Origin of the sequence: Streptomyces sp. XM4193, assembly GCF_023072595.1 — a bacterium.
In the GTDB taxonomy this organism is placed as follows: domain Bacteria; phylum Actinomycetota; class Actinomycetes; order Streptomycetales; family Streptomycetaceae; genus Streptomyces.
This window is the reverse complement of sequence record NZ_JALLGK010000001.1, coordinates 1367938-1386315: the sequence shown is the minus strand read 5'-3', so window position 1 is coordinate 1386315 and position 18378 is coordinate 1367938. Positions and strand designations below refer to the sequence as shown.

Genomic DNA, 18378 nt, shown 5'->3' with positions numbered 1-18378 from the left:
CGAAGGCCGTGCGTTGCGGCTCTGCCACGGTTCCCGGAGCCGGCTGGACACTGTTTGCCCGGCGGACGGATGATGAATCCCACTGCCGCGCTTGACGGGGGAAGGCGCGGCGACGATCGACGTTCACTCCCCGCACATGCCCGGCGGCGTCCGGGGCCGCACGGCCCGTGGACACGCCAACCATCGCCTGGAGGGACGAAGTTGAGCAACCACGACCAGAACCCGTACGGTCCGCCGCCGCAGAGCGGCCCGCCCGGCTCCTCGCCGTACGGGCCGCCGCACCAGGACCCGTACGGCGCGCCGCCCGCGTACGGGCAGTCGCCGTACGCCCAGCAGCCCGGGCAGTCGCCGTACGGCCAGCAGCCGTACGGCCCGCCCGGTCACGGCTACCCGCCGCACGGACCGATGGCGCCCGCGTCCATGCCGGGCACGGTGATCACGGCGCGGGTGCTGCTCTTCGTCGCGGGCGGACTGTGGGCGATCCTGGCGCTGTTCATGATCGGCTTCGCCCTGCTCGCGGGCGACATCGACGCCGAGGAGGAGTTCAAGGACCTCGCCGATGTCGCGGCCGGCATCGGACTGCTCTTCTTCGTGATCTTCGGTGGGCTCGCCGCCCTGCACATCGTGCCCGCCTCGCTCTTCGGCAAGGGCGGCACCGCCACCCGGGTGGTGGCCATCGTGGCCGCGTCGATCAACGGGCTGGTGGCTCTGCTGAGCCTGGCCGGTTCGCTCACCGATGTCGGCTCCGGCTCCAACTCCCCCGGCAGCCCGCTGATCTCGCTGGTGTGGCTGGCAACGGCGGTGGTCACCCTGGTCTTCTGCGCGGGGCCGCAGGCGAGTCAGTGGTTCAACCGTCCGAAGCTGTGAGCCTCGCCGGTGCGGGCGCGGCCGGCCTCCGGTGGCCGCGCCCGCACTCCGGCCGCGGCGGGGGCACGCGGCCGACCGGGGGCGCACGACGGCGGCCGGCGGCGTCGATCGGGGTGCGCGATCGTCGCGGGCGGAGTGGTCGCCAGCCGTCCGACTCGTCCTGAATCATCTGGCTGTTGGCTGAATCCCACGAGCTTTCGTACGACTTTCCCGGCTGTTCCGCAGCAACCGCTTCCCCTTGTGCTGTTCATCCCTACTCTGCGAAGTGAACGCCCCGACAAGGGCGACTCTCGGGGGAGGGGAAAGCATGATCAGCATCATCGTGGTTCCGGGGGGAAAATCGGAACCTCGCGACCAGATCCGTCTCGCACCCGGCCAGCGTCTGGACTTCGGCCGTGAACCGGGCCCCGCACGGGGCCACACCTCATCCGCGTCGTTCCGGCCGTCCGCACCGCTCACCGGCGGGACCGGCCGACCGGGACACACCGACGACCGCACAGCCGACGACCGTCGAACCGACCGCACCGACCGCACCGACCGCCAACGGAGCGGTCCGGAGCCGGAACGTCCGGGACCGGACCGCAGTCGGCTGGCTCTCGACCACGAGGGCGTCTCCCGGCTCGCGGGCACCATCACCGCCACCGGCTCCTTCTGGTCGCTGAGCAACCTCAGCCGCCACCAGACGTATGTGGTGGAGAACCCGGAGGGTGCGGGCGAGCACATCAAGATTCCGCCCGGCCGTCTCGAGGCGCCGGTGCCGTTCGAGTTCTCGCGCGTGGTGGTGCCCGCTCGCGACAGGCTCGTCACACTCGACGTCTGGGCGCCGCGGCACGAGTACGCCGACAGCTCCGCGGAACCGCTGCCCGGCGGCCAACTCACCGCACCCGCCTTTCCGTTGGACCGCAGCAAGCGGTACTTCCTGGTGCTCGTCGCACTCTGCGAGCAGCGGCTGAGGGGCGCACCGCACGCTCCGCTGCCGACCACCGGGCAGGTCGCCGAACGTCTGGGCACCGTCTGGCCGGCGGCGGGCCGCACCTCCGTGCAGTGGAACATCGACTACCTCGCCGTGAAGCTGCGGATCAAGCCCGGGCCCGAATCCGTCGACGGCGGCGGGCGGTTGAACGGCAAGAAGGAGACGCTGGTGTCACTGGCGCTCCGCTTCGACCTGGTGCGCGAGGACGATCTGGCGCTGCTCGGCCGGAAGGAGGCCGGGTGAACGCCTCGTGTGTGCCTGCCGGTTACCGAATCGGCAGATGGGTCGTCGAGGCACCCGTGGCGGAAGGAGCGTTCGGCAGCGTCTACGCCGCACAGCGCGCCGAAGAGGCCTCGGGTGGGGACTCCGCGGAACGGGCTGCGTCGGGCGGCGGGGACGCGGCTGTCGAGTACCCGGCGCGGGCGGCGCTCAAGATCCTGCCGACCGGCACCAGTACGCCCCGCCGGCTGCGTCATCTGCGTGAACTGGTGGCGCGCGAGGTCGAGTTGTTGAGCCGCGTCCGGCATCCACGGCTGATCCGGATGTACGAGACCCTGACCGTCGACGATCCGCACCGTCCCGAGCTGGACGGATCTGCGGTGCTCGTACTGGAGTTGGCGGCCCGCTCGCTCGGGGACGCGCTCGACGCCTCCGGGGGCACGGCGCCGCCCGGAGCGGCCCGGCTGCTGGCCGAGGTCTGCGAGGGCATGGCCCAACTGCACCGTGAGGGTTGGGTGCACGGAGACATCAAGCCCAGCAACGTCCTGCTGATGGACGACGGCGGCGTACGCCTGTCCGACTTCAACCTCGCCGCCGAGATGGAGGGCAGCCACGCCTACTCGCCCGCGTTCTCCACACCGGACTACAGCCCGCCGGAGCTGATCTGGTCGGAGTTCAGCGCGCGCGGCCAGCAGATCAGACCGACCGCCGACATCTGGGCGTACGGCGTGCTCTGCCATGTCGTGCTCACCGGCACGTATCCGATGCCCGGCGGTACCGCGAGCGCACGCCGGGAGGCGGCGGCCCGCTACGCGCGCGGCGAGGAGGAGCTGCGCCTGTGCCCGCTGCTGCCGGAGGACTGGGCGGCACTGATCGGCGACTGCCTGGCCCGTACGCACCAGGAACGCGCACGGTACGGGGCGGCCGAACTCGCCGCGCGGGTGGCCCGGTTGGGCGGCGGGCGGAGGGTGCGCACCGGACGCCGGCCGCGGCTGCGGCTGCCGCCCGGCCGCCGGACCCGGCTGGTCGCGCTCACCGCGACCGTCGCCACAGCCGTCACCGCGGGAACCGGGGCCGCGCTGGTCTACGAGCGCTCCGGCAGCTCCGAGCCCCAGGGCTACGAACGCTGCCTGGAGGGCAACGTCTGCTTCTTCACCGAGCCCCACGGCAAGGGCGACATGTGCGCATGGTGGGGCGACGACACGGACTGGTACCAGGGCGAGATCAAGTGCGGCTGGCACCCGGACACGAAAGTGGCGTCGGTGTACAACAACGGCAAGGACGTCGACCAGGGCGAGCAGTACGTCGACGTCTTCTACTTCGGCGAACGGGAGTTCGGCGAACAGGAGGGGTGCATCAGGATCGGCACCCGCAGAAACCTCGACGGCGAGCGGTCGTTCGCCTCCCACCGCTGGCAGGTCACCTGCGCCGACCCGTACGAGAAAGGACGCAACGCGCCACGCTGACAGCCGAGTCGGGGCACGGGACCGCCCAACTGCGTTCCCGCGCACGGGGCTTCACCGCGCCGCGGCTCTGCGCACCGCAGCGCGGGCCGGGCAACAGCCCGCCGGGGCGCGCCGGACCAGGCGCGCCCCGGCTCTGTCTCAGTGGAAGAAGTGGCGCGTCCCGGTCAGGTACATCGTCACTCCGGCCGCCTTCGCCGCCTCGACCACCTGCTCGTCGCGGACCGAACCGCCGGGCTGCACCACGGCCCTGACGCCCGCGGCGGTCAGCACCTCCAGCCCGTCCGGGAACGGGAAGAAGGCGTCGGACGCGGCGTAGGCACCGGCCGCACGCTCCTCGCCGGCGCGCTGGACGGCGAGCCGTGCGGAGTCGACACGGTTGACCTGGCCCATGCCCACACCGACCGTCGCCAGATCCCTGGAGAGCAGGATCGCGTTGGACTTCACCGCGCGGCAGGCGCGCCAGGCGAAGGCGAGCTCGGCCAGCTCCGCGGCCGGCAGCGCCTCGCCGGCGGCCAGCGTCCAGCTCGCCGGGTCGTCGCCCGCCGCCTGGAGCCGGTCCCGCACCTGGAGCAGCGCGCCGCCGTCGATCGGCTTGAACTCCGGCCTGTCGGCGGGGGCTTCGGGACAGCGCAGCACCCGGATGTTCTTCTTGCGCGCCAGGATCTCGACCGCGCCGGGCTCGTAGTCGGGAGCCACGACGACCTCGGTGAAGATCTCCGCGATCTGCTCGGCCAGCTCGGTGGTGACCGGGCGGTTGACCGCGATCACGCCGCCGAAGGCCGAGAGCGGGTCGCAGGCGTGCGCCTTGCGGTGCGCCTGCGCCACGTCCGAACCCACCGCGATACCGCAGGGGTTGGCGTGCTTGATGATGGCCACGCACGGCTCGTCGTGGTCGTGGGCGGCACGGCGCGCGGCGTCGGTGTCCGTGTAGTTGTTGAAGGACATCTCCTTGCCGTGCAGCTGCTCCGCCTCGGCCAGACCACCGGTGCCGTCGGTGTACAGCGCGGCGCCCTGATGGGGGTTCTCGCCGTAGCGGAGCACTCCGGCGCGGGTGTAGGTGTGCCCGTGGAAGTCGGGGAAACCGGACTCCTCACCCGCGGAGTCGGCCGCGTAGCCGACCGACGGCTCGGCGAACCACTCCGCCACCGCCACGTCGTAGGCCGCGGTGTGCTGGAAGGCCTCCGCCGCGAGCCGCTTGCGGTCGCCGAGCGCGAACCCGCCGCCCTCCGCCGCCGCCAGCACGTCCGCGTACCGCTGCGGGTTGACCACCACCGCGACCGAGGGGTGGTTCTTGGCCGCCGCGCGGACCATCGACGGGCCGCCGATGTCGATCTGCTCGACGCACTCGTCGGGGCCGGCGCCGGAGGCGACCGTGTCGCTGAAGGGGTAGAGGTTCACCACGACCAGGTCGAACGGCTCCACCTCCAGCTCGGCGAGCTGGGCGCGGTGGCTCTCCAGGCGCAGGTCGGCCAGGATCCCGGCGTGCACCCGCGGGTGGAGCGTCTTGACCCGGCCGTCCAGGCACTCGGGGAAACCGGTCAGCTCCTCCACCCTCGTCACCGGCACACCGGCGTCGGCGATCCTGCCCGCCGTCGAACCGGTGGAGACGAGCCGGACGCCGGACGCGTGCAGACCGCGCGCCAGCTCCTCCAGACCCGTCTTGTCGTAGACGCTGATCAGCGCGCGGCGGATCGGCCGCTGTGTCGCTTCGGCACTCATGCCGGAACCCGTACCTTTCGTCCCTCAATGCGATAGCCGTCGCGGGCGAGGCGACCCACGACATCGACGAGCAGGCGACGCTCGACTTCCTTGATCCGCTCGTGCAGCGCGGACTCGTCGTCCTCATCCCGGACCTCGACCACGCCCTGGGCGATGATCGGGCCGGTGTCGACGCCGTCGTCGACGAAGTGGACGGTGCAGCCGGTGGCCTTCACGCCGTACGCGAGCGCGTCGCGCACCCCGTGGGCCCCGGGAAAACTGGGCAGCAGCGCCGGGTGGGTGTTCACCAGCCGCCCGCCGAAACGGGCCAGGAACGCGCTGCCCACGATCTTCATGAACCCGGCGGAGACCACCAGATCCGGTGCGTGCGCGGCGGTCGCCTCCGCCAGCGCGGCGTCCCAACCGGCCCGGTCCGCATGGTCCTTCACCCGGCAGACGAACGTCGGCAGCCCGGCCCGGCGGGCCCGCTCCAGGCCGGCGACGCCGTCCCGGTCGGCACCCACCGCGACGATCCGCGCTCCGTACGCCTCCTCGCCGACCTGCTCGATCGCGTCGAGCAGCGCCTGGAGGTTCGTCCCGGAGCCGGAGACGAGGACGACGAGCCGGGCGGGGCCCGCTGAGGGCACGTAAGCAGCCACGACTAAGGCTCTTTCCGGCAGCTGGAACAGTAACTGTGCGATCGAACGAACGAAGCGGGTGCGTCCATACGGTTGACCCTACGAAGCCGCCGACCACCGGCAACGATACCGGGAACAGCTGTAGCCCCCATGGGACGGGTCCACCGACGCAACGGGTAGCGTCTGGCGTACAGCTCCGTGGCCCGATCGCTGCCGTTGCGCGCCCTTTGCCGCTCCGGCGGGCTCGGCGGTCGCGGGACACTCGAAGGGGAAGACACACACCACATGACGGACCGACGTCCCGCTCAAGGTCAGGCCGCGCAGGAGGACAACCCCTGGGCGCCGCCGCCCACGGACCGCCCCGACCAGCCGTGGCAGCCCAGGCAGCAGATGGGCCACGGAGGCCGGGGCGAGGGGCGCGACGAATCGGGCCACGACGGCTCCGGCCGGGACTCCTCGGGCCGGGACTCCTCCGATCGGGACGGCGACGGGCAGCGCGAGGAGTCCGGCCGCGCCAAGTGGGGAAGCCAGTGGAGCTCCCGTCAACCCGGCCGCGGAAACGGCGCCTTCGGCAGCAGCCGCGGCAGCGGCGACGACGGGGGGCGCGGCGACCGCAACGGCGGCCGACTGCGCTGGGACCCCAGGGACCCGGCCCAGCGCCACGCGCGCTACGCACTGATCTCCAGCATGTGGTCGGTCTTCTTCGCCCTCTTCAACATTCCGCCGGTCGCCCTGCTCCTCGGCGCCCTCGCGCTGTACTGGGGCATCAGTTCACTGCGCGGCGCACCGGGCGCCCAGTCCCGCCGGAACGCGGAGGACGGAGCGGGCGACGACCGCGGCGACAACCGGTTCGGCTTCGGGGACCGGACCCCGGCAACTCCCCACGAACCGCCCCCCGGTGGCGGCACACGGCACCGTCCGCAGCTCGCCGCCGCGATCGTGGGCATCGTCGTCGGATCGATCGGGCTGCTCTTCGTGATGAGCGCCTTCACGGTCCAGGTGGTCTACAAGGACTACTACGTCTGCGTCGACAACGCCCTGACCACACCGACCCGTCAGGCCTGCGACGAGCACCTGCCGAAGCAGCTGCGCCCCATCCTCGGCGAAGGCGACTGAGCCACCGACTCCACGTTCGCCGCGGGGCCGCGGCCGTCGGTTCGTATGCGCGGGTCCGTACGCGCGGGTCCGTACGCGCGGCCGGTCGGCGGTTCGTTTCCGCGGGGTGGGGTTCGCGGCTCGGTGCGGGTGGCGCGGGTCCGTTCCGCGCAACGGTGAGCGTCCCGCCCGCCCCGGCGCAGGGTGGGACGGCCCTGGTTCTCGGCGCGGTTCAGCCTGCCGCGCGAGGTTCGGCGATCCTCCGGAGTGCGGTGGACGGCCCCCGGACGCGACCACGGACAGCCGTCCCGCGCGACGGCCGCGCACGGCTGTCCCCGGCTGAACCGAGCGGCTGCGGGCGGTCGTTCAGGGCGACTGGTGGGTGAGCGGCGGCGGCTCCGGCGGCGGAACAGGGCGTACCGGCACCGGCTCCGGTACGGGCGGCAGGGGCGCCGGCGGTACGAGCGGCACGGCCGGCGGCACCGGCTCGACCGGCATCGCGGCTCCGTCCGACGACCCGGCGGACGTTGGTACCGCCCCCGCCCCGGACTCGACCGGCTCCGTCGACGCCGCCGTTCCCGTCGACCCCGCTGGGACTGCCGGCGCCGCCGAGGCTGCCGGCTCCGATCCCACCGGCGCTGTGGGCGACGTCGATTCCCGTGCACCGTCGGCGGGTTGAGCCGCCCCCGCGGCGCTCCCGAGATCGGGCATCAGACCGCCGGACCCGTCCTTCAACGCCGCCCAGCGGGTGCGCCGGCTGCGGGTCTCGTGCCACTCGCCGGACGCCTTCCGGCGCGTACGGCCGAGGCGGCGCCACCACGGGATCGTCGAGTCACCGGCGTCGGCCCCGTCCGCGCCCGCATCCCCGCCCGCGCCCGCGCTCCCGTCCGGGCCCGCATCCCCGTCCGGGCCCGCACTCCCCGGGCGCCGAGCACCCGCCGTACCCGCAGCGGCCGTGGCGTCCGTCGCGTCCGGGCCGCCGTGCGTACTCCCGCTCTCCCAGGCCCCGTTGACGGCGAGGCCGTCCGTGCGCGGCACACGTCGCGGTACGAGACCGGCCAGTGCGGCGAGGGCCCGGCGGCGGGCGAGGGCCAGGGCGAGCAGCGGATGCGGCTCGCGGATGCGCCACCAGCGGACCGCGTACGCCGTCGGCAGCGCGCCGAGGCAGACCCAGCCCAGGGCGGCGGCGCCCACCGCCCACCAGGTCGGCCCGAAGTCCGCGAGCAGTCCCGTGCCCAGCGGGCCGCCGGCCAGCGCGGCGAGCGCCGCGACGCCGAGTCCGCAGCCGACTCCCACCAGCAGCACCGCTCCGGCCGTACCGAGCGCTCCGTCGGCGCCGTGGCGGCTGCCGCGCACCGGCGAGGAGCCGCGCCCCACGGACAGTCCGGCGACCACTCCGGCGACCAGCGGAATCGCACCGACGCCGAGCAGCGCCCAGGTCACACCCGCGTTCTGTCCGGGAAGTGCCGCCAGCAGCGGGAAGTTCGGCAGCTGCGCGGGGGCGGCGGTGGCCAGCGGCGCCACACCGTGTCCGACGCCGGCGGTGAAGCCCGGGCCGAGGGCGTATGCGGTGCCCCAGACCGCCGCGTTGGGCGCGAGCAGCAGGCACAGCAGCGCCACCGCCGTACGTCCCGACCAGGAACCCGCGAGCTGGGCACCGGCCTCGGTCGCGGCGCTCCACTGCAGTACCAGCGGCACCGCTGCCAGCACCGCGCCGCCGACGACCAGCGCCGCGGAGGCCAGCACCGCGGCCCGCAGCGCGGTGAACAGCCGTTGCCACGGCAGCCATCCGGGCAGCAGTCCGGACGGCGGGCCCGGCCATCCGCGCCCGGCCCACACCCCCGCACCCACGCACAGCAACGTCAGCAGCGGTACGCACACCGCGGCGCTCCACGGCTGGGCCCGGAACGGACCGCCCTGGGTGTACCAGGTCGCGAGGGCCGCGACCAGCAGGTACCCGGCGCCCGTCCAGGCGACGATCCGCGGGCCCGGGCCCTCCAAGGCACGTACACAGCGGTAGAGCAGCACCGCGGGCAGGGCGGTGAGCAGCAGCGGAGTGAGACCGAGCGGGGCGGCGCCACCGGAGAGGGTCTCCGGACGCACCAGTTCGACGCCGTGGGCGAGCAGCCAGAGCCCGGCCGCCACCCGGAGTGCGTCGTCGGGCCCGCCGTGGGCGTGGGGAGAGCTGATCCACAGCATCAGCACCAGCATGGCGAGTGCCGCCACTCCGAGGGCGGCGGCGAGTACGCCCTCCGCCCACCAGGTCACGGGCCGCAGCCGGCCCAGATTTCTGAGGTGGCGTTGCATCGTTTGGCTCACATCGACATGCTGCCAACAACACCCGTTTCGCCCTGGTAGCGGGCAATTACTCGCTGTGTCGTTGAATATTCCGATATGCACTTTATTCGGACGGGCGGTAAGCGCCCGGCACCACGACGACCGCATCCGGCGGCCGTCGATGCACGCGACGGCGAGGGGCAGGCATGACGCTCGACGACCGCACGGAACCGCCCGCACCGGCGGACAGGCGGCAGTCCACAGGCCCGGACCGGCAGGTCAAGGCACGCAAGGCGAAGAAGCAGGCCCGGAAGCAGGCGAAACAGAACGCGAAACGGCGGGCCGAGCCGGACGCGAGCGCGGGCAAGCGCGCCGCGGACGCCGCCGGGCCCTCCGTACGCATCGGCTTCGAGGGACCGCGTACCAGCGCGCCCGACCCCGACCGCCTCGTGGGAGCGGGCACCCCGCGGTGGGCACGCCGCACGGATCCCGACCCGAAGGCCGACACCCACAGCACGCCGACGGACCGCGCTTCGAGAGGCCGCGTTCCGAACGACGGGGGCTCGAACGACGGGGGCCCGAACGGCAGCGACGGAAAGGCCGCCGACCGCGAGGACGTCCCTCCGAGGGCCGGGTCCGACCGGGACCCCGCGGGCGGAGCACCGAACGTCCCGGCCCCGGCCGACTCCCCGGCCCCAGCCGACACGACCGGACCGGCCCTCGTACCCGCGGCGGCGAACACCGGCACCGAGCCGCCCGCCGCATCGCGGCCCGCGCCGTCCGGGCCCGCCGAGCCGTCCGAGCCCGCCGAAACGGGCCCCGAGGACCGGAAGGTGCCGGTGAAGTCCGAGGCCACGGCAGCCGAACCCGATCCGGCGGCGCGGGCGTTCGACCTTCTGCACATCACCCACTCCCCCGCCCTCACCCGGCAGGCGTACCTCCTCACCGGCAACCGCGAGGTGGCCCGCTGGGCAGTCGAACGCGCCTTCCACACCGCCTGGGAACGGTGGCCCGAGGTGGCCCGGGACCCCGACCCGGCAGGTTGGACGAGAGCCGCGACCCACGAGTACGCGCTCTCGCCGTGGCTGCGCTTCTGGCCGGGCCACGGTGCACCGGACCCGTACGACGGTGCTCCCGAACACCGCGCCGTGCTCGAGGCGTTCTGGGGCCTGCCGCGCAACTACCGGCGGACCGTACTGCTGCACGACGGGATCGGGCTGAGCCTGGCCGAGACCGCGGCGGAGACGGAGGCCAGCACCGGCGCCACGCTCGGCAGGCTCCGGCACGGGCGGGAGGCGATGGCCGTACTGGTGCAGGAGATCGCGGACGCCGGCACGGCGAGCGGCGGAGACGGCGAAGACGGGCCGGGCGGCGGGTCGGACGGCGATCTCGGTTCCGAGCTGCGTGGTGCCGCCCTGGGCGAACTGCTGCGCCGGGCGGCGGCGGCGCACCGGGTGGGGCCGGACCGGACCCCGGCGGTACGGCCGGCCAGCGAGCACGTCACCCGCCGCGGCACTCTGGCCGCCGCCGGGCTGACCGCGGTGCTGGTGCTGACCACCTCGTTCAGCATCGCCACCGGTGAGAGCGGCGATCTGCTCCCCACCGGGCTGCCCGCCGCGGTCGCCCAACTCGCCCGCTGACCCGGGCGGTTGCGCGACCGCCGCGTCCGGACGACAGGCCCGGGCACGCACGCCGCGGCGCACCCGAAACGCGACGACGGCCCGTCCCCGAAATGGGGACGGGCCGTCGTCGTGGTGTCACTGCCGCGTGCACCGGCATCCGCCCGGAACGGACGGACGCACGATCAGCGCGTGATTCAGCCGCCGAGGATCTCGCGCGCGAGGCGGGCGGTCTCCGACGGGGTCTTGCCGACCTTGACTCCGGCGGCCTCCAGGGCCTCCTTCTTCGCCTGGGCGGTGCCCGAGGAGCCGGAGACGATGGCGCCGGCGTGGCCCATGGTCTTGCCCTCCGGCGCGGTGAAGCCCGCGACGTAGCCGACGACCGGCTTGGTGACGTTGGCCTTGACGAAGTCGGCCGCACGCTCCTCGGCGTCGCCGCCGATCTCGCCGATCATCACGATCAGGTCGGTCTCCGGGTCGGCCTCGAAGGCCTCCAGCGCGTCGATGTGGGTGGTGCCGATGATCGGGTCACCGCCGATGCCGACACAGCTGGAGAAGCCGATGTCGCGCAGCTCGTACATCATCTGGTACGTCAGCGTGCCCGACTTCGAGACCAGACCGATGCGGCCGGGCTTGGTGATGTCGGCCGGGATGATGCCGGCGTTGGACTGACCGGGGGTGATCAGACCCGGGCAGTTCGGACCGACGATGCGGGTCTTGTTGCCCTTCTTGCCGGCGTACGCCCAGAAGGCGGCGGAGTCGTGCACCGCGATGCCCTCGGTGATGACGACGGCGAGCGGGATCTCGGCGTCGATCGCCTCGATGACCGCGCTCTTGGTGAACTTCTCCGGAACGAAGATCACGGTCACGTCGGCGCCGGTGGCCTCGATGGCCTCCTTGACGCCGCCGAAGACCGGCACCTCGGTGCCGTCGAAGTCAACGGTCTGACCGGCCTTGCGGGGGTTCACACCGCCGACGATGTTGGTGCCGGAAGCAAGCATGCGCTTGGTGTGCTTCTGGCCCTCGGAGCCGGTCATCCCCTGGACGATGACCTTGCTTTCCTTGGTGAGGAAGATAGCCATTTTTGTGTCGGTTCCTCGTCTGTCCTCTTGGGTCCTCGTCTGGAATTACTTGGCAGCAAGCTCGGCGGCGCGGTCAGCGGCGCCGTCCATGGTGTCGACCTGCTCAACCAGCGGGTGGTTGGCGTCGGTCAGGATCTTGCGACCGAGCTCGGCGTTGTTGCCGTCCAGACGGACGACCAGCGGCTTGCTGACGTCCTCGCCCTTGGACTTGAGCAGCTCCAGGGCCTGCACGATGCCGTTGGCGACCGCGTCGCACGCGGTGATGCCGCCGAAGACGTTCACGAAGACGGACTTGACCTCGGGGTCGCCCAGGATGATCTCCAGGCCGTTGGCCATGACCTCGGCAGAGGCACCGCCACCGATGTCGAGGAAGTTCGCTGGCTTGACGCCCGCGTGCTTCTCACCGGCGTACGCGACGACGTCCAGCGTCGACATGACCAGACCGGCACCGTTTCCGATGATGCCGACCTCGCCCTCGAGCTTGACGTAGTTCAGGCCCTTGGCCTTGGCGGCGGCCTCGAGCGGGTTGGCCGCGGCCTTGTCCTCGAGCGCAGCGTGGTCGGCCTGGCGGAACTCCGCGTTGGCGTCCAGCGACACCTTGCCGTCCAGCGCGATGATCCGGCCCTCGCCGGTCTTGACCAGCGGGTTCACCTCGACCAGGAGGGCGTCCTCCTTGATGAAGACGTCCCACAGCTTCTGCAGGGCGTCGACGATCTGGTCCTTGACCTCCGCCGGGAAGGCAGCGGCCTCGACGATCTCGCGGGCCTTCTCCTCGGTGACGCCGTCGATCGCGTCCACGGCGATCTTGGCGAGCGCCTCGGGCTTGGTGGCGGCCACCTCTTCGATGTCGACACCGCCCTCGACGGACGCCATCGCCAGGAAGGTGCGATTGGTGCGGTCCAGCAGGAAGGAGACGTAGTACTCCTCCGCGATGTCCGCGGTCTGGGCGAGCATCACCTTGTGGACCGTGTGGCCCTTGATGTCCATGCCCAGAATCGCGCCGGCCTTCTCCACGGCGTCGGCCGGGTCGGCGGCCAGCTTCACACCGCCGGCCTTGCCACGACCACCGACCTTCACCTGCGCCTTGACGACCGCGCGACCGCCAAGCCGCTCAGTCACCTCGCGCGCCGCCTCGGGCGTGTCGATGACTTCACCGGCCAGCACCGGTACGTCATGCTTGGCGAAGAGATCCCTCGCCTGGTACTCGAACAGGTCCACGCGCGTCCGTCCCTTAATCAGTTGTCGCGGTCGTTGAGAGCGTGGGCGTGCCGCGTGGCCGCGACAGCGTCGACGCGGCATGTCCGTCTCGCAGGGTAGCCCGGTGCACGAGGTGGACATAAATCTCAGCTCGCCCACACACGGTGAGTCCTGTCACAGGGCCGCGGTCCGGATCGCGACGCGCACCCGGCGGCGAGGGCGCGCCGCCGGGTGAACTCGCAGCTGCGAAGGCTCAGTTCGCCGCGGGTATCGGCAGCGGTCGTCGCTCGATCGCCGCCGCCATCACCTCCGGAAAGTGGTCCGGCGTGCAGGCGAAGGCGGGCGCTCCCAGCTCCGCGAGCGCGGCGGCGTGCTCGCGGTCGTACGCGGGTGCTCCCTCGTCGGACAGTGCGAGCAGCGTGACGAACTGGACGCCTGCGCTCTTCATCGCCGCGACCCGCCGCAGCATCTCGTTCCTGATGCCGCCCTCGTAGAGGTCGCTGATCAGCACCACCACGGTCTCGTTCGGCCGGCTGATCTTGCTCTGGCAGTACGCCAGCGCACCGTTGATGTCGGTGCCGCCGCCGAGCTGCGTGCCGAACAGCACGTCGACCGGGTCGTCGAGGGCGTCCGTGAGGTCGGCGACCTTGGTGTCGAAGACCACCAGCCGGGTGCTGATCGACCGCATGGAGGCCAACACCGCGCCGAACACCGAGGCGTAGACGACCGAGGCGGCCATCGAACCCGACTGGTCGATGCAGAGGATGACGTCCTTCTTCACCGAACGGGACGCCCGGCCGTAGCCGATCAGCCGCTCCGGAACCACGGTGCCGTACTCGGGCAGGTAGTTCTTGAGGTTGGCGCGGATGGTGCGGTCCCAGTCGATGTCCTGGTGGCGCGGGCGCTGGATGCGGGCGGAGCGGTCGAGCGCGCCGTTGAGCGTCGTCCGGGTGCGGCTGGCGAGCTGCTTCTCCAGCTGCTCGACGACCTTGCGCACCACGGCTCTTGCCGTCTCCTTGCTGGATTCCGGGATGGCCCGGCCCAGCGAGAGCAGGGTGCCGACCAGATGGACGTCCGCCTCCACCGCCTCCAGCATCTCGGGCTCGGCGAGGAGCGAGGTGAGGCCGAGCCGTTGGATGGCGTCCCGCTGCATCACCCGCACCACGGAGGAGGGGAAGTACGTCCTGATGTCGCCGAGCCAGCGGGCCACCCTCGGGGCGCTGCCGCCGAGACCGGCCGAGCGCGGCTCGTCGTAGACGGCGGCCAGCGTGCGGTCCATCTCCACGTCGCGGTCGGCGAGTTGGAACCCGGTGCCCTCCTCGGCCGGGTCGCCGAGGACCAGACGCCAGCGGCGCAGCCGCTCCTCCCGCTCCTCCGCCGTGGGCGCGGGAGCGGTGGTGCCGGAGGTCGTGTCGGTGTCGGCGGTGTCGGTGTCGGGGCCGGTGTCGGGGCCGGTGTCGGTGTCGGGGCCGGTGTCGGTCCGGGTGCTGGTGTCGGTCATCGGGACGCCCCCACTGGGTCTTGGACTGGCGTTGCTGCGGCGGGAGTCGGCCCGCCCACGGCGAGGGAGTCGCCCAGCAGATGTCGCAGTGTCGGCAGCACCGCGGCCGACCGGTCGGCGTCCGGCTCGGACCCGAACCCGGGGTACGCCGTGTCGTCGGCGGGTGCGCCGCGGCCCCCCGTGCCGCGGCGCACGATCTGGCCCAGATTGCTCCGGACACCCGGCTCGAAAGCGGAGAACGTCCGCCGCAGCAGCGGCAGCACGTCCTCGAACGCGGTCGGCGACACGCTCGCGAGCCAGCCGTCGATCAGGGCGAGCAGCCGCTCATCGTGCAGCAGCAGCATTCCGCCGCCGGAGAGGAAACCCTCCACCCAGCCCGCCGCGTCCGCCGGCTCGGCGCCGGTGGACAGCGCCAGGCGCAGCAGCCGCTCCGCGTCGTCGGCCGCCAACTCGCCCTCGTCCAGCAGGAGTCGGGCGCAACGGCCGCGCAGCAGCGCAGCGACGCTCTCCCGGGCCGACAGCGAGCGCAGCACCGCACGCCAACGGCTGGTCAGGCCCTCGTCGGCGAGCATCGCAACGGAGTGCTGGACGGCGTCGAGATGCTCGCGCAGCGCTGCCGCGCCGTCGGCGTCGAGGCCCGTGCAAGCGGGAGGAAGACCGACGCATATCCGCTCGGCCAGCCCCTCGGCGACCCGACGCAACATGGCCGAGTCGGTGCCGCGCACATCCCCGTACCGGACCGAACGCACCAGCGCCGGAAGGGCTTTGGCGAGCCGGCCCACGTCCGAGTCGAGGGCGGCGCGGTCGGCCAGCTCCCGCATCACCTGCGGCAACGCGTCGTCGAGGCCGGCGAGCAGACAGCGCTCGGCCCAGAGCGTCACCTCTCCGAGCTCCTGCGCCTCGCTCGCCCTGGTGATCGCCTTGGCACCCGCCGCGGTCGCCAGCGTGGTGCCCCAGATGCCCGCCTCTGCGGTGCGCACCGACAGCTCGGGCTCCCAGGAGAGCCGCCAACTCTCGCGGAACGTGCCGGTGTTGCGGCTGCGGTGGGAGTCGAGCGTGCCCCAGGCGATACCGAGCAGGGACAACCGGTGCAGCATCAGACTGCGGGCCGCGTCGGTCTCCTTGCGCAGATCGAGGTCCAGGGCGCGCTCGGCGGCCTCGGGCTTCAGCCGCAGCGAACGCTGGAGCCTGGTGAGGTCGCGCTGGAGCGGAACCGCCGGCGCCTCGTCCGGCACCTCGCCCAGCGCGTCACCGACGATCAGGCGGTCCTCGATGAGCGCGAGAGGCACCTGGGAGCCCTCGCACATCACGGCCCGCACCGCTTCCAGGGTCTCGGTCAGCCCGGCGAGCGGCCGACCGCGCAGCGCGGCGAGGCTCTCGGCGAGACGGACGGACTCGATGACGTGCGCCGAGGAGACCGGGTGGTCCTCGGCCCGCAGCAGCTCGGCGACCCTGGTCATCCAGCGCACCAGCGGACGGTCGGCGGTCTCGAAGAGATGGCCGTACCAGCCGGGCGAGGTGATGCCCGCGCCGTAACCGCTGTGTCTGGCCAGTCGGCGATGCGTCCAGGGCACCCAGGTGACATCGACCTTGAGCTTGGGCAGCCCCTTGAGCAGCCCTCGGTCGGCGGTGACGGCGTGCTTCTCCCGCAGCGCCGGCACGTGCCAGGCACCGCAGACGACAGCGACGGCGTCGTCCCCGAACTCCTTGCGCGCCTCCCGCAGCCGCAGCCGCATATGGGCCTCGCGCACCAGGTCCCGACTGTGGCCGCCGTCGTCGTGGGTCTCGCGCAGCGCGGTCATCGCCTCCTCCAGCGCGGTGAAGGGGGCCAGCGTCTGCTCCCGGGCGTCCGGCTCGGCGTCCGGGCCCTGCCGGTCGGCTGCGCCACGGTGCTCGACGACGTCCTCCCACCAGCGCTCGGGGTCGTCGTAACCGGCGGTGCGCGCCAGCACGGCGAGCGGGTCGATCCGCAGATCGGAGGCGGCTCCTCCGCCGCAGGAGGACTCCTCGCCCTCCTCGCCGTCGGGGTCACCCACCGCCTCGGCGTCGGCGGCACGGCCCTCGTGCTCCGCCTCCGGCTTCAACTCCGGCTCGGCCTCGGGCTGTCGGGGCAGGGCGAGCGAGTGGGCCGCCGGCAGGTCCACGAAACGGACCTCGACGCCCTGCTCCATCGCCCAGCTGATCGCCACCCACTCCGGGGAGAACGCGGCGAAGGGCCAGAACGCGGCCCGACCCGGCTCGTCCACGGCGTGCGCCAGGAGCGCGACCGGCGGGACCATGGTCCTCTCCCCCGCCAGCCGCACCACCGCGTCCGCCTCCGGGGGCCCCTCCACCAACAGGACCTTCGGCTCGTGCGCGACCAGCGCGGCACGCACCGCACGGGCCGAACCGGGGCCGTGGTGCCGGACCCCGAGCAGCAGCGGACGGTCGCTCACGCGCTCACCTCGCGGCATGCGCGGTAGAAGTCCTTCCAGCCGTCGCGCTCGCGAACGACGGTCTCCAGGTACTCCTGCCAGATCACCGAGTCCGCGGCCGGGTCGCGCACCACGGCACCGAGGATTCCGGCCGCCACGTCCGCGGCACGCAACTGCCCGTCACCGAAGTGCGCGGACAGCGCGAGGCCGCCGGTCACCACCGAGATCGCCTCCGCCGTGGAGAGCGTGCCGGAAGGGGACTTGACCTTGGTGCGGCCGTCGACGGTCGCGCCGTCCCGCAGCTCGCGGAAGACGGTGACCACACGGCGGATCTCCTCCAGGCCCTCCGGCGCCGGCGGCAGATCCAGCGAGCGGCCTATCTGCTCGACCCGGCGGGAGACGATCTCCACCTCCGCCTCCGAGCTCGCGGGCAGCGGCAGCACCACCGTGTTGAAGCGGCGGCGCAGCGCGCTGGAGAGCTCGTTGACCCCGCGGTCGCGGTCGTTGGCCGTGGCGATGAGGTTGAAGCCGCGCACGGCCTGCACCTCGTCCCCCAGCTCCGGAACCGGGAGCGTCTTCTCCGAGAGAATGGTGATGAGGCTGTCCTGCACGTCTGCCGGGATACGGGTCAACTCCTCGACCCGGGCGATCATTCCTTCGGACATCGCCCGCATGACGGGGCTGTGCACCATCGCCTGACGGCTGGGTCCGTTGGTGAGGAGCTGGGCGTAGTTCCAGCCGTAGCGCACCGCTTCCTCCGCGGTGCCCGCGGTGCCCTGCACGAGCAGCGTGGAGTCGCCGCTGACGGCAGCCGCCAGGTGCTCGGAGACCCAGGTCTTGGCGGTGCCGGGCACTCCGAGGAGCAGCAGCGCGCGGTCCGTGGCCAGGGTCGTCACGGCCACCTCGATGATGCGGCGCGGTCCGACGTACTTGGGGCTGATCACCGTGCCGTCCGGCAGGGTCCCGCCCATGAGGTAGAGCGAGACCGCCCACGGCGACATCTTCCAGCGCTCGGGACGCGGCCTGTCGTCGGCGGCGGCCAGCGCCCGCAGCTCGCCCGCGAAGGCGTCCTCGGCGTGCGGACGCAGTGCCTGCGCGCCCTGCTCGGCGGAGCTCCGGTCCGCCTTCTCGTCCGCCGCGCTCGTCTTGCTCACTCGCCATCCCCCTCGTTCCGATGGGCCATCGACGACAGTCGTCGAACGGCAGCCTTCAGCAGCACCAATTCCCGCTGGTGATCGGCTGGTTCACACTCTGCACCCTGCCACTGACATTCGATCCCCGGATCGGCGTCCGCCCGCCGACCGCCCTCCCGACCGGGCCCGACGGGCTGTC

13 protein-coding genes are annotated in these 18378 nt (G+C 72.6%); 5 read left to right on the top strand and 8 right to left on the bottom strand.

Annotated features, from left to right (window positions below):
- Positions 1-201: 201 nt before the first annotated feature.
- The 3 genes from MTQ01_RS05835 to MTQ01_RS05825 all read left to right on the top strand — a co-directional run bounded on the left by MTQ01_RS05835 (position 202) and on the right by MTQ01_RS05825 (position 3525).
- Entirely contained in the window at positions 202-867 is a 666-nt protein-coding gene (locus MTQ01_RS05835; protein WP_247487170.1) for a hypothetical protein, read from the top strand.
- A 307-nt stretch (positions 868-1174) separates the two neighbouring features.
- Positions 1175-2083: an FHA domain-containing protein gene (locus MTQ01_RS05830; RefSeq protein ID WP_247487169.1), complete on the top strand. Its 909-nt coding sequence runs from the start codon at positions 1175-1177 to the stop codon at positions 2081-2083.
- Complete coding sequence (locus MTQ01_RS05825; RefSeq protein ID WP_247487168.1) at positions 2080-3525, top strand: serine/threonine-protein kinase; 1446 nt, start codon at positions 2080-2082, stop codon at positions 3523-3525. Before MTQ01_RS05830 ends, MTQ01_RS05825 begins: the two co-directional genes overlap by 4 nt.
- A 138-nt stretch (positions 3526-3663) precedes the next feature.
- Here the strand turns inward: MTQ01_RS05825 and purH are convergent, their stop codons facing one another.
- Positions 3664-5244, bottom strand: a complete 1581-nt coding sequence (purH, locus tag MTQ01_RS05820; protein WP_247487167.1) for a bifunctional phosphoribosylaminoimidazolecarboxamide formyltransferase/IMP cyclohydrolase — start codon at positions 5242-5244, stop codon at positions 3664-3666.
- Positions 5241-5882, bottom strand: coding sequence for a phosphoribosylglycinamide formyltransferase (gene purN / locus MTQ01_RS05815; RefSeq protein WP_247487166.1), 642 nt, complete (start codon positions 5880-5882; stop codon positions 5241-5243). Before purN ends, purH begins: the two co-directional genes overlap by 4 nt.
- Positions 5883-6146: 264 nt before the next feature.
- Between purN and MTQ01_RS05810 the strand changes: the two genes are divergently transcribed.
- Positions 6147-6977, top strand: a complete 831-nt coding sequence (locus MTQ01_RS05810; RefSeq protein ID WP_247487165.1) for a hypothetical protein — start codon at positions 6147-6149, stop codon at positions 6975-6977.
- A gap of 345 nt (positions 6978-7322) precedes the next feature.
- Here MTQ01_RS05810 and MTQ01_RS05805 read toward each other — a convergent pair whose 3' ends face one another.
- Positions 7323-9275 (bottom strand): DUF6350 family protein, encoded by a 1953-nt coding sequence (locus MTQ01_RS05805; RefSeq protein WP_247487164.1) that lies wholly within the window; start codon positions 9273-9275, stop codon positions 7323-7325.
- 164 nt (positions 9276-9439) lie between these two features.
- Here MTQ01_RS05805 and MTQ01_RS05800 point away from each other — a divergent pair, with 164 nt between their 5' ends.
- Entirely contained in the window at positions 9440-10873 is a 1434-nt protein-coding gene (locus MTQ01_RS05800; RefSeq protein WP_247487163.1) for a DNA-directed RNA polymerase sigma-70 factor, read from the top strand.
- Between the two features lie 176 nt (positions 10874-11049).
- Here the strand turns inward: MTQ01_RS05800 and sucD are convergent, their stop codons facing one another.
- From sucD to MTQ01_RS05775, 5 genes are all read right to left on the bottom strand, one after another.
- Positions 11050-11934: a succinate--CoA ligase subunit alpha gene (gene sucD / locus MTQ01_RS05795; RefSeq protein ID WP_247487162.1), complete on the bottom strand. Its 885-nt coding sequence runs from the start codon at positions 11932-11934 to the stop codon at positions 11050-11052.
- 45 nt (positions 11935-11979) lie between these two features.
- Positions 11980-13152 carry an ADP-forming succinate--CoA ligase subunit beta gene (gene sucC / locus MTQ01_RS05790; RefSeq protein WP_247487161.1) on the bottom strand — a complete coding sequence of 391 codons (1173 nt, stop codon included), beginning with the start codon at positions 13150-13152 and terminating at the stop codon, positions 11980-11982.
- Between the two features lie 232 nt (positions 13153-13384).
- Positions 13385-14632, bottom strand: a complete 1248-nt coding sequence (locus MTQ01_RS05785) for a VWA domain-containing protein (RefSeq protein WP_247487160.1) — start codon at positions 14630-14632, stop codon at positions 13385-13387.
- Positions 14629-17085 carry a DUF5682 family protein gene (locus tag MTQ01_RS05780; RefSeq protein ID WP_247487159.1) on the bottom strand — a complete coding sequence of 819 codons (2457 nt, stop codon included), beginning with the start codon at positions 17083-17085 and terminating at the stop codon, positions 14629-14631. Before MTQ01_RS05780 ends, MTQ01_RS05785 begins: the two co-directional genes overlap by 4 nt.
- Entirely contained in the window at positions 17064-18200 is a 1137-nt protein-coding gene (locus MTQ01_RS05775) for an AAA family ATPase (protein WP_247487158.1), read from the bottom strand. Before MTQ01_RS05775 ends, MTQ01_RS05780 begins: the two co-directional genes overlap by 22 nt.
- Positions 18201-18378: the final 178 nt, after the last annotated feature.

What these genes read in the sequence shown, in the direction of transcription:
- MTQ01_RS05830 (WP_247487169.1), top strand. Translation starts at nt 1,175, where the DNA reads ATGATCAGCATCATCGTGGTTCCGGGGGGAAAATCGGAACCTCGCGAC.
- purH (WP_247487167.1), bottom strand. Translation starts at nt 5,244, where the DNA reads ATGAGTGCCGAAGCGACACAGCGGCCGATCCGCCGCGCGCTGATCAGC.
- MTQ01_RS05810 (WP_247487165.1), top strand. Translation starts at nt 6,147, where the DNA reads ATGACGGACCGACGTCCCGCTCAAGGTCAGGCCGCGCAGGAGGACAAC.
- MTQ01_RS05800 (WP_247487163.1), top strand. Translation starts at nt 9,440, where the DNA reads ATGACGCTCGACGACCGCACGGAACCGCCCGCACCGGCGGACAGGCGG.
- sucD (WP_247487162.1), bottom strand. Translation starts at nt 11,934, where the DNA reads ATGGCTATCTTCCTCACCAAGGAAAGCAAGGTCATCGTCCAGGGGATG.
- MTQ01_RS05785 (WP_247487160.1), bottom strand. Translation starts at nt 14,632, where the DNA reads ATGACCGACACCAGCACCCGGACCGACACCGGCCCCGACACCGACACC.
- MTQ01_RS05780 (WP_247487159.1), bottom strand. Translation starts at nt 17,085, where the DNA reads ATGCCGCGAGGTGAGCGCGTGAGCGACCGTCCGCTGCTGCTCGGGGTC.